At 46.1% G+C, this 15,084-nt stretch carries 18 protein-coding genes; 12 read left to right on the plus strand and 6 right to left on the minus strand.

What is annotated here, in order from left to right; translation table 11 throughout:
* Window positions 1-3: 3 nt before the first annotated feature.
* Window positions 4-822, plus strand: coding sequence for a helix-turn-helix domain-containing protein (locus tag IEX60_RS07085; protein ID WP_188748932.1), 819 nt, complete (start codon window positions 4-6; stop codon window positions 820-822).
* 264 nt (window positions 823-1,086) lie between these two features.
* On the opposite strand, the gene IEX60_RS07090 is transcribed toward IEX60_RS07085, so the two are convergent.
* Window positions 1,087-1,434, minus strand: a complete 348-nt coding sequence (locus IEX60_RS07090; protein WP_090975041.1) for a winged helix-turn-helix transcriptional regulator — start codon at window positions 1,432-1,434, stop codon at window positions 1,087-1,089.
* Between the two features lie 96 nt (window positions 1,435-1,530).
* On the opposite strand from IEX60_RS07090, the gene IEX60_RS07095 reads away from it, so the two are divergent.
* From IEX60_RS07095 to IEX60_RS07105, 3 genes are read left to right on the plus strand one after another with little or no spacing between them, the layout of a single operon-like run.
* Window positions 1,531-1,914: a DoxX family protein gene (locus IEX60_RS07095; protein ID WP_188748933.1), complete on the plus strand. Its 384-nt coding sequence runs from the start codon at window positions 1,531-1,533 to the stop codon at window positions 1,912-1,914.
* Window positions 1,911-2,798 carry a pirin family protein gene (locus IEX60_RS07100; RefSeq protein ID WP_188748935.1) on the plus strand — a complete coding sequence of 296 codons (888 nt, stop codon included), beginning with the start codon at window positions 1,911-1,913 and terminating at the stop codon, window positions 2,796-2,798. Before IEX60_RS07095 ends, IEX60_RS07100 begins: the two co-directional genes overlap by 4 nt.
* 13 nt (window positions 2,799-2,811) lie before the next feature.
* Window positions 2,812-3,150, plus strand: a complete 339-nt coding sequence (locus IEX60_RS07105) for a GNAT family N-acetyltransferase (protein ID WP_052258987.1) — start codon at window positions 2,812-2,814, stop codon at window positions 3,148-3,150.
* Between the two features lie 88 nt (window positions 3,151-3,238).
* On the opposite strand, the gene IEX60_RS07110 is transcribed toward IEX60_RS07105, so the two are convergent.
* A complete protein-coding gene (locus IEX60_RS07110) occupies window positions 3,239-3,409 on the minus strand; it encodes a hypothetical protein (protein ID WP_188748937.1) in 171 nt (56 codons plus the stop codon).
* Window positions 3,410-3,505: 96 nt separating this feature from the next.
* On the opposite strand from IEX60_RS07110, the gene IEX60_RS07115 reads away from it, so the two are divergent.
* The 5 genes from IEX60_RS07115 to IEX60_RS07135 all read left to right on the plus strand — a co-directional run bounded on the left by IEX60_RS07115 (window position 3,506) and on the right by IEX60_RS07135 (window position 9,957).
* Window positions 3,506-3,697, plus strand: coding sequence for a cold-shock protein (locus IEX60_RS07115; protein WP_188505341.1), 192 nt, complete (start codon window positions 3,506-3,508; stop codon window positions 3,695-3,697).
* Between the two features lie 306 nt (window positions 3,698-4,003).
* Entirely contained in the window at window positions 4,004-4,864 is an 861-nt protein-coding gene (locus IEX60_RS07120; protein ID WP_188748939.1) for a sigma-70 family RNA polymerase sigma factor, read from the plus strand.
* Between the two features lie 411 nt (window positions 4,865-5,275).
* Complete coding sequence (locus IEX60_RS07125; RefSeq protein ID WP_188748942.1) at window positions 5,276-7,504, plus strand: glycosyltransferase family 4 protein; 2,229 nt, start codon at window positions 5,276-5,278, stop codon at window positions 7,502-7,504.
* Window positions 7,505-7,691: 187 nt separating this feature from the next.
* Window positions 7,692-8,456 (plus strand): acyl-CoA desaturase, encoded by a 765-nt coding sequence (locus tag IEX60_RS07130; RefSeq protein ID WP_188748944.1) that lies wholly within the window; start codon window positions 7,692-7,694, stop codon window positions 8,454-8,456.
* 13 nt (window positions 8,457-8,469) lie between these two features.
* Complete coding sequence (locus IEX60_RS07135) at window positions 8,470-9,957, plus strand: alpha-amylase (protein ID WP_188748945.1); 1,488 nt, start codon at window positions 8,470-8,472, stop codon at window positions 9,955-9,957.
* 195 nt (window positions 9,958-10,152) lie between these two features.
* On the opposite strand, the gene IEX60_RS07140 is transcribed toward IEX60_RS07135, so the two are convergent.
* Both IEX60_RS07140 and IEX60_RS07145 read right to left on the minus strand, forming a co-directional pair.
* The gene (locus IEX60_RS07140; RefSeq protein ID WP_188748947.1) at window positions 10,153-10,365 is read right to left on the minus strand and encodes an SHOCT domain-containing protein; all 213 of its coding nucleotides are present in this window, start codon (window positions 10,363-10,365) and stop codon (window positions 10,153-10,155) included.
* A gap of 88 nt (window positions 10,366-10,453) precedes the next feature.
* The gene (locus tag IEX60_RS07145; RefSeq protein ID WP_188748949.1) at window positions 10,454-10,990 is read right to left on the minus strand and encodes a hypothetical protein; all 537 of its coding nucleotides are present in this window, start codon (window positions 10,988-10,990) and stop codon (window positions 10,454-10,456) included.
* 326 nt (window positions 10,991-11,316) lie between these two features.
* Between IEX60_RS07145 and IEX60_RS07150 the strand changes: the two genes are divergently transcribed.
* The 3 genes from IEX60_RS07150 (at window position 11,317) to IEX60_RS07160 (ending at window position 14,255) form a co-directional block, all read left to right on the plus strand.
* Window positions 11,317-12,381: a response regulator gene (locus tag IEX60_RS07150; RefSeq protein ID WP_188748951.1), complete on the plus strand. Its 1,065-nt coding sequence runs from the start codon at window positions 11,317-11,319 to the stop codon at window positions 12,379-12,381.
* 177 nt (window positions 12,382-12,558) lie between these two features.
* Window positions 12,559-13,068: an RNA polymerase sigma factor gene (locus IEX60_RS07155; RefSeq protein WP_188748953.1), complete on the plus strand. Its 510-nt coding sequence runs from the start codon at window positions 12,559-12,561 to the stop codon at window positions 13,066-13,068.
* Between the two features lie 62 nt (window positions 13,069-13,130).
* Window positions 13,131-14,255 carry a fatty acid desaturase family protein gene (locus IEX60_RS07160; protein WP_229717460.1) on the plus strand — a complete coding sequence of 375 codons (1,125 nt, stop codon included), beginning with the start codon at window positions 13,131-13,133 and terminating at the stop codon, window positions 14,253-14,255.
* 88 nt (window positions 14,256-14,343) lie between these two features.
* Here the strand turns inward: IEX60_RS07160 and IEX60_RS07165 are convergent, their stop codons facing one another.
* Together IEX60_RS07165 and IEX60_RS07170 are read right to left on the minus strand one after the other, a co-directional pair.
* Complete coding sequence (locus tag IEX60_RS07165; RefSeq protein WP_229717461.1) at window positions 14,344-14,535, minus strand: hypothetical protein; 192 nt, start codon at window positions 14,533-14,535, stop codon at window positions 14,344-14,346.
* Between the two features lie 290 nt (window positions 14,536-14,825).
* Complete coding sequence (locus IEX60_RS07170; RefSeq protein WP_188748954.1) at window positions 14,826-15,029, minus strand: hypothetical protein; 204 nt, start codon at window positions 15,027-15,029, stop codon at window positions 14,826-14,828.
* Window positions 15,030-15,084: the final 55 nt, after the last annotated feature.

Raw genomic sequence — 15,084 nt, forward strand, 5'->3', positions numbered from 1 at the left:
TTCATGGAAAACCATTCAAATAAAGTAACTCCCGATGTATTTGTTTTTACTATAGATGCCGAAAAGGAAAAGGAGTCAGACCGATTTCTTTCAGAAAGCATTCTAGCGCTGCAAATATCGGGGCAACTAACGCTTAAAACGAATATCGAAAAAATTGTGATTAAACCGGGTGATATTTTATTAGTCCGTAAACATCAATTTGTAAAAGTTACCAAAACCCCAATAGACAAAGAATACCAGAAAGCCATACTTTTAATTCTTAAGGATGATATTTTGAGAAAATATGCGTTGGAAAATCAGATTGACAACAACGAAAAGTACAACGGGCCATCGAATATACTTATTCCGGAAAGCGCTTTTTTGCGGGGTTTCTTCAACTCCTTAATTCCATATACACAAAACCATAAAAATATCAACGATCAACTAAGTAGTATAAAAGTGAAAGAAGCCGTTCAGCTTTTATTACTTACAAAACCGGAACTTAAAAATTTCTTTTTCGACTTTTCAGAACCGTATAAGATTGATTTGGAAAAGTTTATGTTATCGAATTACAAATTCAATGTGCCGATTGAAAATTTTGCAAAATTGACCGGCAGGAGCCTTGCTGGGTTCAAGCGTGATTTTCAAAAAACATTTGGTGTTCCACCCCGACAATGGTTGCAGAACAAACGACTGATTGAAGCTCACTTTCAAATAGAAAAAAATAATAAAAAACCGTCAGCAATTTGTTTTGAACTTGGTTTTGAAAGTTTGGCGCATTTTTCCTACGCTTTTAAGAAGCAATTTGGTTATGCCCCAACAGAATTGACAAAGATGAGATAAAAAAAACGTTCATCCTTATTTTCTGGTTTTTCAGCAGACGCACTTCCAGACAACAGACAGCGGACGACAAAATGCCACATGCCACTAACAAGGGTTTGGCGTAATGGGGGCGAACGTTCTTCGTATCAACATTATTGCTAAATTTGAGCCGTGTGCTTCATATCAAGTGTTGTGCTGAAAAGCCCCCACTACGCCAAGCCCCGAACCGTTATGTGCAATGCTACCAAACCACCGCAGACAAGCGACCACAGAACGATTTGACAATTACTCAACCCCTTGAACAATTTTTTTCCTGTGCAGATAACCCCATTTTTCCATTGCCAATAAAACCTCGTTCAGCGTTTGGCTGTAATCAGTTAATTCATACTGAACCGTAACAGGTTTTGTATTACAAACTTCACGACTAACCAATCCGTTCATTTCCAATTCTTGCAATTCTTTCGACAAAATACGAGGGGAAATTCCCGCTTCTCTCGACAATTCATTAAACCCTTTTTTACCGCTTCGTAGCACCGAAATCAGGATTAACTTCCATTTACCGCCTACTATATCTAACGTATCTCTGATAGCCATTTTGGCTTTTGAGCAACTTTCTACCGTGTGTTTTGCCATATACTATTCTTTTTGTAAGTACTATCCTTTTTGTAACAGATAACAAAGGTATAGTATTTATTCTGAATTTTGCATCAGAATTTAAAAATTAAAATTATGTCACAAAAAACAATCAAAATCACAGGATGGACATTGACCATCATTTTAGGACTTGTGTTTACAATGAGTGCCTTTATGAAACTTACGCAAAACGAAACAGCTTTGGCTCAGGCTTCTTCGTTCGGGATTGATACCACCACTTATCAGTTCATCGGGATTATTGAAATCATCTCGCTGATACTCTTCATTGTTCCGAGAACAGGAATTTTAGGGACATTGTTGTTAGTAGCCTATTTGGGTGGAGCTATTGTCACACATTTGCAACATCAACAACCGATAGCAATGGCGGTTATTTTTCAAATGCTGCTTTGGATTACGGCGTTTATTCGTTTCCCCGAACTGAAGCAAAGGATTTTTTTAACTAAAAAAGTACAACAATGATCATACGCAGAAACATTTCAAAAATAACTCAAAACCATTGGCATAATGGTTTTTTGGGAACAGGACATCGTGCAATGGCGGTATTGGACGGTGTATCTTACAAAGACAGTGACCCTTTTATTTTGTTTATGGACGACAGCCTGAACCTTCCTGGTGGAGAACCCGTAGGAGGAGCACATCCACACGCTGGGTTTGAAACCTTGAGCTTGGTTTTGGAAGGCAATGAAAAAGATTGGAAAACGGGAAGTTTTGAACTAATGACCGCCGGAAAAGGCATTATCCACACCGAAGAAATCACTTCCAAACAAAAACTTCGTATGCTGCAAGTGTGGTTGGTACTACCGCCCGAAAAGCGATACGCTCAACCTTTCTTACAAAAGATACTATTGGAAGACGTACCCAAAATTAAAACCGATACATACGAAATTCGTGTGTATAGCGGAAGCAGTAACGGATTGATTTCGCCATTAAAAAACCATACGCCATTTACTTTGGTGGACTTCAGGTTAGACAACCGAGCTGTGGTATCACAGGAAATTCCATCGCACTATAATGGTTTGGTATATGTATTAAAAGGCAGTGTGAAAGCAGGCGACAAAATCATCAATGCCGAACAAGCGGGTTGGCTTGATAAAGCGACTGAAGACGGCGATACCGAAATACAATTTGAAGCATTGGAAAACGACACCCATTTTGTGTTGTATGCAGGACAGCCTCATAATGTTCCTGTGGTTCATCACGGACCTTTTGTAGCAGACACAATGGAAGACATCGCACAGATGTATCGAGATTTTCGTCAGGGAAAATTTCCGCATTTGAACGATTTGCCAAGTGAACAAAAAATCACTTCCTTTTCAGAATCGAGGAAACCTATTATCAATTAAAAACAAAAATAAAATGAATTTCAAACAATATGACGATGGCAAAGAAGGGAGATTCTTTGTTATCTTAGACAACGGAATGGAAGCAGGGTGGATTCAATACAAATGGTTGGACAACGGCAACCTGCTTGCCAACGGTACAAGGGTTTACGAAGAATTTAAAGACCAAAAATTGGGTATTCCGCTTTTCAACAGATTGGTGGAGTTTGCCGAAGAAAGGAAAACAAAAATTTATCCACTATGTCCGTTTGTGGTCAAAACCTTTGCCCGGCATCCCGAACTAAAACATCTTTTGGCTGACGATTATTTGCAAGACCAAGTAAGAGTAACAGAATCAACGGTTTTACTGGACTAAAGCACTTGCACATAACAAGGGTTTGGCGTAACGGGGGGCGGACGTGCTTCGTACCAACATTATTGCTAAATTGGAGGCGGGCTATCGCCTACATCGGTATGGTGCGTGGGGATATTAGGAGCAATTGGCCCCGCGCATTTGCGGCCTGCGGAACCCCTACGCTCATGGCCTCTGACGTTCCAGCGCTGTCGCTTCTACGGTGATTGTGATGTCTTGCCGCAATGCCGACCTGCATGGATATGCCTAAGGAGCATGCCATTCCTTCCGATTTTAATAAATAAAACCGCTGAATTACAATATTTTATTCTTACCTTTAAGCCAATTAATAATTCAATTAATTTTTTATTCAAAAGCCATGCAAGAAGGCGTAGTAAAATTTTTCAATGAGACTAAGGGTTTCGGTTTCATCACCCCCAAAGACGGTGGACGAGAGGTATTTGTTCACTCTTCCGGGTTGAAAGACCAGATCCGCGAAAATGATGATGTCTCATTTGAAGTCGAGCAGGGCCAAAAGGGCCTCAACGCAGTAAACGTAAAATTGAATTAATTTTCTGTTTTTCAGATATTGTATGAAAACCACCAGGGCTAATCCTTGGTGGTTTTTTTTGTTCTTTCCACACCGCGCTTGCAGGGTGCAACCAGATCTTAGTTATTTACTATTTACAGTTGATGAAATTGAATGATGTAAATTGCAGTGACTTCTTTTAAAAGTGTTAGCACATGACAACACTCACACCTGGTGAGCACGGGTATTCAGAAGGGATGGCGCAACGGTAGGGTATTATCGGGGTTTCTCCAATTTGTCCGACTTAATTGCCTACATTTACAGCATACTTTCACACGAAAGCAGCACATGAGACAACTGAAAATATCCGAATCGATTACCAACCGCGAAAATCGATCCCTGAACAGCTATTTGCATGATATAAGTAAATATGACATGCTTACCGGCGAGGAAGAAGTTGCGCTGGCCGTCCGGATACGTACGGGAGATACTGCTGCGCTGAACCGGTTGGTCAATGGGAACCTTAGGTTTGTGATTTCGGTGGCCAAGCAATTCCAGCATCAAGGCGTGGTGCTCGAAGATCTGATCAACGAGGGAAACCTTGGGCTGGTCACAGCGGCGAAACGGTTTGACGAGACACGCGGTTTCAAATTTATATCCTACGCCGTCTGGTGGATCAGGCAGAGCATTATGTCGGCCATTTCCGTGCAGTCGCGCACGGTCCGTCTGCCATTAAACCAGATTACTGATTTAGTCAAAGTGAAGCGGTCGCAATCCGAGCTGGAGCAGCGGTTGGAGCGTGAACCCACCGTGGAGGAGCTGGCCGGGGTGCTTGGCGTTTCGCCTGAGCGATTGGCCCGCATATTGTTAAACGGCAATAAGCAGGTTTCGGTAGATGCTCCCTCCCTTCATTCGCCCGAAATGAGCTTATTGGATTCGTTGCCGGACGGCGGGGTGCCGACGGACCATCGGGCGATGAGCGACTCACTGGAAATCGTTGTCGGAGATGCAATACGCAGGCTCCCCCAACGGGAGCAACTGGTGCTGAAACTATTTTTCGGACTCGGCGGGGCTGAACCGAAAAACCTTGAAGAAATCAGCCGGCAGCTCGGGTTAACCACCGAACGTGTGAGGCAGATCAAAACCAAGGCATTGGCTTGGTTGCAGCATTCTACGGAAGGGAAAAAACTGATCCACTTCAGGAGTTAATCTTTCCTGCGCTTCTCTGCCTGTTTTTCCTTCTTGCCTGCCCGTTTTTCCTTTAAACTCTTAACGGCGGCCTTTTTGCCGCCTTCTTTCTTTGATCCTTTATCTTTTGTCATGATCGTATAGTTTATTTCTTGTAAGATAAGGTATTTAAATGAAATACCAGATATGTAGCCAAAAATGACTACATTTAGCAACTTCGTATTGATCGACTGGTTCTTCCCCGCTTCCGTACCAATCCAGTCATCACATCCAGGGAACAATTCATGCTAGCGTTTTCGACCGTTAAATAATTACACCCAAGAGACGTGTATAAATTGCCATAAATAAAAGGCAATAAATTAAAGCAATCGCTTGAGTGCGGTTGAAAGCAAACAAACGGTGAAAACCTACACTCATAAATAATTTAATCAGATGAAAATCGCTTTTATAGGCACTTACGCCCCCCGCCAATGCGGTATCGGGTCATTTACACAGCACCTCTTCCAATCTACCGGCGACGGTTCCGGGACATCAGGCAATTTTGTCGTCGCCATCAATGATCCCGGCAGTACTTATATGTATCCTCCGGAAGTGAAATTTATCATCGACCAGGACGACCATGGCACGTACCTCAAAGCGGCTGAGTTCATTAACCAAAACCAGGTGGATGTATGTGTTGTCCAGCACGAATTTGGAATTTTCGGCGGGCAGAACGGCATATTCATCCTGACGTTGCTGCATAGTCTGGAGGTTCCCGTGATGGCTACGTTCCACACCGTGCTCAATAAGCCATCCTACAATCAGCTGGCGGTGATGAAAGAAATCACCAGGGTAGCCAGCAAATTAATCGTCATGGCCCACAAGGCAGCGGAGATACTGCGGCAAACGTACGGGGTACCGGCAGAAAAAATCGAACTGGTGCCCCACGGTGTGCCGCCCATCCGGTACGATCGAACAGCAGCCCGGCTGGAGTTGGGGCTGGAGACGAAAAGGGTATTGCTGACATTTGGTTTTCTTGGCCGAAACAAAGGGATCGAAACCGCTATATGCGCTTTGCCGAGGGTCGTATCGAAATACCCCGACGTCGTGTACGTTGTACTTGGAAAAACACATCCCAATGTGGTCAAGCACGCGGGCGAAGAATACCGGTTGTTTTTGCACCGGTTGGTCAAGAAACTGGGCCTCGAAGACCACGTGGTATTCCTCAACCAGTACGCGTCGGAAGACGATTTGTTCAAATACCTCGCCGCTTCCGACATTTACCTCACACCCTACCTCAATGAGGCGCAGATTACCAGCGGCACCCTGTCCTATGCAGTCGGTGTCGGTTCAGCCGTCATATCCACTCCCTATTGGCACGCGGCCGAGCTGTTGGCCGAAGGACGGGGAGCGTTATTTAACTTTGCTGATGAGGAGCAACTGACCAACCTATTGGTAGATTTACTTGCACATCCCGATAAATTAGAAGCTTTGCGGGATAAGGCGGGAGAATACGGAAAAACCATCACCTGGCCGAAAACGGGCGCAAGATACCATGAACTTACCAGAGATCTCATGGCCAACGTCCCCAAAGCGATCCTCAAAAAGGATCCGGCATTGGACCGCAGCATACTGCCTCCATTGCGCTTCGACCACATCGAACGGCTCACGGACCGTGTGGGCATATTCCAGCATGCCAACTTCGGGATTCCGAATTACAACGAAGGGTATTGCCTTGATGACAATGCACGAGCACTGCTCATGATGCTGATGGCTTATAGGAGGACCAACAGCGAGCAGGCGCTCAAATATATCGCTGTTTACCTTGGCTACCTGAATTATGCGCAGAACACGGATGGCACCTTCCGGAACTTTATGGGGTTCAATCGGAGTTTCCTCGATGATGTGAGCTCGGAGGATGCCTTTGGAAGGGCTATCTGGGCGCTCGGCTATGCCATTGCCTATTCGCCGATGGATGCCTATTATCAGGTTGTGCAACGGCTGTTCTCTAATGCAACACCCCATTTTGAACGCCTGAAGTCCATCCGGAGCATTGCCAATACGCTTATCGGCCTCTATTATTATTTGAAAGACAATCCGTCAAACGAAGAGATGTCCGAACTAACGCGGAAGCTGGCCCAACGTCTTTATGATGCCTATCAGCTACACCGGACAGACACCTGGCATTGGTATGAATCTCTTTTGGCCTACGACAATGGGCTGCTGCCCATGGCCATGCTGTGTGCCGCAGAGGTGACAAACAATGCGTCGTTCAGGGATGTGGCATTTGAAAGCCTGGAATTCCTGGAATCGCATACGCTTTCCAAAGGACACCTGAGCCTCATCGGCAATGAGAATTGGTACAGGCAAACCGGCGTTCCCTCGCCATTTGCCCAACAGCCTGTTGATGCCATGGCTATGGTGCTGCTTTACTTCCAGGCCTACAGCTATGCGGGAGATCCCCGTTACCTCAGCCGGCTGTATACGTCATTCATGTGGTTCTTGGGCGAGAACGATCTCCGCGTGAGCATGTATGATTTTGACACCCACGGTTGCTGCGATGGATTGCAACGCGACGGCGTAAATCGTAACCAGGGTGCAGAAAGCACGCTGGCGTATCTTATTTCGTATCTGGCGCTGCAACATACCTTTGAAAAGCCCTACGGCAGCATCGTATCATGACTGGGCGCGATCAGAAAATAAATACAGGCATTAGTTTGGTGTTTTTCCAACTAAATAACCTACCTTTATGATAATTAATAAGATACAGATACACGTCTCCGGGTTACCACTTTCCTCTTACCGCAACCAAAGTGGGCTTTAATATTCGATCTCTGCATCCTCCGTTTACATTTTAAAGCCCATTATCATGGTCATTTTGTTTTTTTTCGTCGGGATATGGTATCTCTCGTTATTTTCCCAGACCTTTTTCCAGCATCGGTATGCAGCGCATGGCTCATTTACGATGAGCCGGTTCTGGGAGCGTTTTTTCTTCGTGTTTTCATATATTACGCAGGGCTCTTCCTACATGAGCCCACGGGCCTACGCCATTATGCACCGTATGCATCACGCGTATACCGATACCGAGCGGGATCCGCATTCGCCTAACTTCTCATCAAATATCTTTGCCATGATGTGGCGTACACGGAACATCTACCTCGACATTGACAGAAGGCGTATGCAAGTGGAGGAGCGATTTACAAAAAACCTGCCCAATTGGGAGCGGCTTGACCGGTGGGGCAATGCCCCGCTTTCGAGGGTGCTGTGGGTAGCCGCCTATATTGCCTTTTTTCTGCTGTTTGCCAACAGCTTGTGGTGGTTCCTGCTGCTTCCCATCGTCATTACCATGGGTGCCTTCCACGGGGCCGTGGTCAATTGGTTTGCGCATAAATACGGTTACATCAATTTCAGGCTTAAAAACACTTCACGCAACCTGCTGGTGGTTGACGTACTGATGCTCGGCGAGTCTTATCACAACAATCACCATAAACATCCTTCTTCGGCTAACTTCGGTAGGCGCTGGCACGAAATCGATCCGGTATACCCCATTGTCCTGTTATTGAAGTGGCTACGGGTTATCAATTTCCCGAGGGCAAACACGTTGGCACCGGAGGTTCGACCGGCAACCCATTGAGGCCCGCACGATAATGGAAAATGGCACCATGTTCCAGTTCTTCGAGTGGTATTATCCGGCGGATGGTACGCTTTGGAACCACCTGAAGGCAGAAGCCAGCCGGCTCAAAGCCTTAGGTATCGACGCCGTATGGCTACCGCCGGCCGGCAAAGGCATGGAGGGACCGTCTTCATCTGGCTATGATTCTTATGACCTCTATGACCTGGGGGAATTTGACCAGAAAGGCTCCATACGGACAAAATACGGGACAAAGGAAGAACTGCTTAGCGCCGTGCATGCCAGCAAGCTAGCCGGGCTTCAGGTGTACTGCGACATCGTGCTGAACCACATGGGGGGCGGAGACGAAAAGGAAACCATCGCGGTAAGGCGGGTAAATCCGCATAGCCGCAACGATTTCTTAGATGGGTCGCACTTCATCGAGGCATATACCAAATTCACGTTCCCGGGCCGGAACGGGCAGCATTCGGCATTTATCTGGGACTACCAATGTTTCAGCGGACTGGATCACAACGCCCTACCTAGCGAAGCCGCCATTTACTGCATCCAAAACCAATATGGATCAGGTTGGCAGGATGTAGCAGGGCAGGATGACGGCAACGCCGATTACCTGATGCTCACGGATATTGATTTCCGTAACCCAGCTGTGGTACAAGAGCTTACGGCTTGGGGGAACTGGTTTTGCAACTCCGTCGGTTGCGATGGATTTCGGCTGGATGCCGTGAAACACATCAATCCGGAATTCCTTAACCAATGGCTGGATACCCTTAGGGATACATTCAAGCGGGAGTTTTTCACCGTCGGCGAATACTGGGCTCCGGAAGATCCCGATGCGCTGTTGCAATTTATCGAAACCACGGGTGGCCGCATGTCGTTGTTCGACGCACCGCTGCAACGCCATTTTTCGGATGCTTCCAAATGTCCTGAAATGGTTGATCTACGGCGGTTGTTTGACGGCACGTTGGTGCTCAATCGCCCGCAGTTGGCCGTCACACTGGTCGAAAACCATGATACCCAACCGCTGCAGGCGTCAGAGAGCACCGTTGAACGTTGGTTCCGGCCAATTGCCTACACGATTATCCTATTGAGGAAAGATGGGTACCCCTGTATATTCTATCCCGATCTTTATGGCAGTGCTTACCGAGACACCGGGGGCGACGGCCATCTGCATGACATTGTCCAGCAGCCCGTGGATGAACTTGCCGTATTGCTGTATGTAAGGAAACAGCTCGCCTACGGTACGCAACATGATTACATTGACAATGCACGGTCTATCGGTTGGACAAGGGAGGGAGAACGCAATCGGTCGGGCTCGTCATGCGCCGTGCTGATTTCAACTGATGCAGCGGTGTCCAAAACGATGTACATTGGCAAGCAACACGCCCGCCGGCGTTATGTGGATTGCCTTGGGCATGTATCTGGCGAAGTGGTTGTTCATTTGGACGGCACAGCAGCATTCCATGTAGCCGGTAAATCAGTGAGTGTTTGGATTCTTGCGGAATAAAAACGCGTTATGGATAGATGGGATATTTTGGTTGAAAAGATTGTCAATGGATTGGCTATATGGTGCATGATCTAAACGAGCGTCCAAGAGGCGGTTGTCCCGAGCAGATCAGCCAGCATGTGGGCTATTGCCCACATGCTGAATAAACACCCTTTCTTATAGAATGACACACAACTTGAGGCAGTAGGCGGCGAATTATCCTTCCAGGATTTTCCTCTTTTCCAGGTATTCTTCTTTGGTTATTTGGCCTGAGGCAAAGCGCTTTTTTAAAAGATCGAGCGGTGTACCTTTCGTCGTTCTTTGGCCAGGAATATCGTAAGGAATGGCAAAAATCCAAAAGAGCAACACAATCCAAATCAACCACCATACGAGGTGCATTCCCCAGAAATAATATTCGTAATTCATCATTTCAATTCTTTAAATGTTATCTTCATCTTCACTAAAATATGTCTCACTGGTCGTCCAATTCCGACCCCGGAACATCCAAAGTAGTTGTTTACTTTACATTATCCTTAAACAAGGCTTTTATCGACTTTCCAAGCTCATCCGTATCGTGTTTGAATTCACGTTTAAAGGATTCGGTTTTTTCGGAAACCGTATTGTCAAATGCTTTGATGTCACTTTCAAATGCGACATTTCGCTGATGGAGTTTGTCTTTGAGTACGGTTATTTCATCCTTAACTTTACTATATTCAGCATACAGGTTTTGTTTTTCATTCTTTTTCGCCGTTTCTAATGTGACCTCCATCTTTCTTAAGTCATTTTCCAAACTTGCTATGGAACTATCAGATTCTGCTTTAAACTGCTTCCACGCTGCTTCAGCATTTGCCCTTGCTGCTTCAATTTCATTTATGGTATCCAGCGATGTACGGTCCGCTTCTCCTAAATCTTCGCTGGCTTCTTGTGCGTTTCTGTCGGGTGCCGGGTTGCAACTGAACATCAACGTTGACATTGCAATAACAACTACGGGCAGTAACCGTTCCCATTTGAGGGTGTGCCATATATCTCTTAATAATTTTTCGTTCGTTTTCATTTCGTTTTTCTTTATCCAAAGCACGAAGGTCGCTATAAAACCAGTCAACGATCGATGATCCCCGTCATACCTATGTATGATCCTTCACCGGGTTGCAGGTACCGGCGGTGCACTTGCCAAAAATGTTGATTGTGCGTTGACCCAGTTGAATTGGTAAGATTGGGCACACATTTATTCAATAATTATTGTCATCTTTATAAGAAGGAAAACATGTCCGCTGCTTGAATGCTTCAAGCAGCGCGTACGGCTACAATTCTTGTAACATGTAACCTTTTGCTGCTTAGCACATTGCTTCAGTTTAGGTTCATCAAAAAAAGTAAATCCGCATGGACACTGACAAGAAAACCATCCTACTTATTGATGATGACCCGGAGACCCGACAATTGATATCGGAAATACTCGAAATGGCCGACTATGTGGTCCATTCAGCAACTGATGGCAAGCAAGGTATCAACTTGGCAATCGAAAATCCTCCCGACCTCATCCTATGTGACGTGATGATGCCGGTGTTGGATGGTTTGGGTGTGTTGCATATCGTCCGAAAAAACCATGTGCTCCGCCATATCCCATTCATTTTTTTGACGAGCTTGACAGATGAGGCTGAAATGCGGAAGGGCATGGACTTGGGGGCGGATGATTACATCCCGAAACCCACCAACAGCACCGTGTTACTGGGTGCCATTGAAAGCCGGCTTAAGAAGTCTGGGCTATTTCAGCACGACATGCAAAGCAACGTAGGGGCTAAGGGCGCCGGCATTGCTTCAGGCACGGATCATCTGGAGGAACTGAAAAGGGGTAGGGACATCAACCATTATGTAAAGAAGCAGTTGATCTACTCGGAGGGCAACCACCCGTCTAAGCTCTATTATATCACCAAAGGTCGCGTAAAAGCTTCAAAGCGGGGTGCTGATGGCCGGGAACTTATTGTACAGCTCTATCGCCAAGGGGATTTTCTGGGGTACAAGGCCGTATTTGAAAACGGCATCTATCATGAAACAGCAGAGGCATTGGAGGACACTTTCCTAACCATTATCCCTATCTCCGAATTCAACGACCTCCTGTGGCGGCATCCTGAAGTCATGAAAAACTTCCTGAAAATACTCGCAAAACAAATTCACTACAGCGAGGAGCGGCTGGTAAGTATGGCGTATCACTCGTTAAGGAAAAAGGTAGCGGACACCTTATTGGCAGTATGCAAAATGTATGACATTGATCGGTCAGATTCCTTTCGTATCGACATGTCACGCGAAACCTTGGCTTCCATGGCCGGGGTGGCAAAAGAGTCATTGATACGGACACTCAGCGACTTTAGGTCGCAGGGATTGGTCAGGATAGACGGAGGCGAAATTTATATCCTGGATTATTCCGGCCTGGAGCATTTGTACAATTAACTGGTCGCCCTTTCACGCGCATCGCGGTTACCCACCAACTTGACACCCAACATCGGCATTCTTAGAAGACGAAGATCATGTTGCGCGCTGATCACGGTCATCAATACCGACCGGATTATACCCTACCTTTACTTACCGATAGATCAAGAATCACGGATTGCAAGGAGGAGAAGACACATGGATAACACCGAATTCGACACCCGACTAGTAGGCGAAATCAATTCGCTTAACCGGTATGCCCGCCGATATGTGCCCGATGACGAAAGTGCACGTGACCTCGTGCAGGAAACATTGAACAAAGCGATTAGGCATCGGGGAAAATTCAAGGTGGGGACCAATCTAAAGGCATGGCTCTATGCAATCCTTAAAAACACCTTCATCAACGATTACCGTAAGGTCAGAAGAACTTATGCGATATTCCGCGACGATGGTGACGAAACAGCATACAAAGGCACTTCTTTCCATGCACAAAACAATGGATCCGAAAGCAAGTTTATGATGGAGGATATAAGCCATGCCCTGAATAAACTTCCTGAAAATCATTACACGCCTTTCATTATGCATTTCGAAGGATTCAAATACCTAGAAATAGCTGAACATTTAAAAATACCTATTGGCACGGTTAAGACCCGAATCCACGGAGCAAGGATATTGCTTCGGAAACTGCTAAACTGCTATGCGCCATAGGCTGCCACCAAGGGATGATTCGCCGGCAAATTGCTCTTATTGGCCCATAAACACAGAAAAAGATGAACATGAAAAAATTGGATATCGTACGCTTCCCCCCCAAGGGTGAAAACAGCTTCTACGATACCGTGGTATCCGGGGTAAAGGGCTATTTTAAAACCAATGCAATTTCGCCCTATGCCAATACCGCGATGTGGGTCAAAACATTTGTGATGCTCCTGTTATATGTTGTGCCCTACGTGCTGATGGTCTCGGGCGTTGCGGGAAATAGTGTCTGGCTGTTTTGGGGATTTTGGTTCCTGATGGGGCTGGGTATGGTGGGCATAGGTGCCTCGGTGATGCACGATGCCAACCATGGCACCTATTCGCCGAATAAAAAAGTAAACAGCACCATCGGATCCATTCTGGAAATCATTGGCGGGTATTCGGTCACCTGGAAAATCCAGCATAATCTGCTGCACCACACGTATACCAACATTGCAGGCCTCGATGACGACATTAATAGCGTTGTTTTTCTGCGTTTCTCACCACGACAGCCGCGCTACTGGTTCCACCGCTACCAATATTGGTATGCCTGGTTCTTTTACATGATCATGACCTTGTACTGGATGACCGCAAAGGATTACCTTCAGGCAATCCGGTATAAAAAGCACGGCCTGCTGAACAAGCAGAAGATTTCGCTGAAAAAGGCGCTTTTTCGCATCACGCTATACAAACTGTTTTATTATGGTTACATCCTGGCGTTGCCCCTTTTATTTTCGGATATGCCTTGGTATGCGGTATTGACGGGCTTTGTTATCATGCATTTTACGGCTGGGCTTTTCCTTGCCTGCATCTTCCAGCCTTCGCACATCATGGAAGAATCTGCATTTGCAGAACCTGTAACGAAAGACAGCGCCCTGTATATGGCAGACTCTTGGGCCTTACACGAGGTGGGAAATACCACCAATTTCGCGCCCAAGAACCGATTCCTTTCCTGGTTTATCGGAGGCCTCAATTATCAGATCGAGCACCACCTGTTTACCTGGGTATGCCACGTGCACTATCCAAAGATTGCTCCCATAGTCAGGTCGGCCGCTACGGCCTTTGGGCTGCCCTATCACGAACAACCCACCTTCCTGAAGGCATTGCTGCAACACGCGAAAATGCTGAAAAAACTGGGCCGCAAAGATTTCCTACCAGCGTAATACCCTGTTCCAAGGGCAACAAGCCTCGCTGACCATGTGTGAGTAAAGTTGAGAGAAAAGGGCATTACGCCCCTGTTATTTATGCCCGTCATGGTTGGTGTCTCTTCAGTATATTGATAATATCCGCTGTATTTTTATTCAGGCGCATTCCCATGCGCATGATCAGTTCCTTTTCCTTGCCGTCTTCAAACCTCAAGTCCAATGTTGTCAGCCGCGGATGTTGATTCCGAATCGACTTGGTCTGCATATCCCAGTCTCCCGCCATTTTAAAATTTCCCATATTGCTATACCTTTCCGAGGGATTCATATCCTTCATTGACAAAGATGGTGTTTTAGAAATGGTAATCGTTATACATTCCGGGGAAAGCGTTGCATCAATCCCACTTTTTCTCCTGCATCGGCCAGCAGGGCCCTTTCGCTTCCTGGAGGTTCGCAGGCCAACAACTTCCAAGCGAGACACTAAAGTTGTCACGTTTTTATGCAGGAAAACACCATGCATTACCATGGTGTTTCCGAATCATCACTATTTGGTTTTCATCTGTTGCCTTTAACGGTTCAAGAAAGGCAGGACTACAACATGTATTTGGTTTCCATTTGGATACCGTCAGGCGATGCAGGGCCTAATCTCGGTCGCCCTTCGGGTATTGCCTGTTTTTTGCTTTTGTTCCCCGCTCCCACATTCGGGGCCTTCCTATGGTATCGTTTATTTTCGACCACCTGTGGGTTGGTTTCTATTCCATGAGTACCGTGTACTGATTTTGTTATCGCTAACATAGCTATTCGATTTTATCACCTGTTTGTCAGGGTGTAATTGAATTATTACCCTACA

It is taken from the genome of Parapedobacter defluvii (assembly GCF_014642075.1).
Lineage (GTDB): Bacteria > Bacteroidota > Bacteroidia > Sphingobacteriales > Sphingobacteriaceae > Parapedobacter > Parapedobacter defluvii.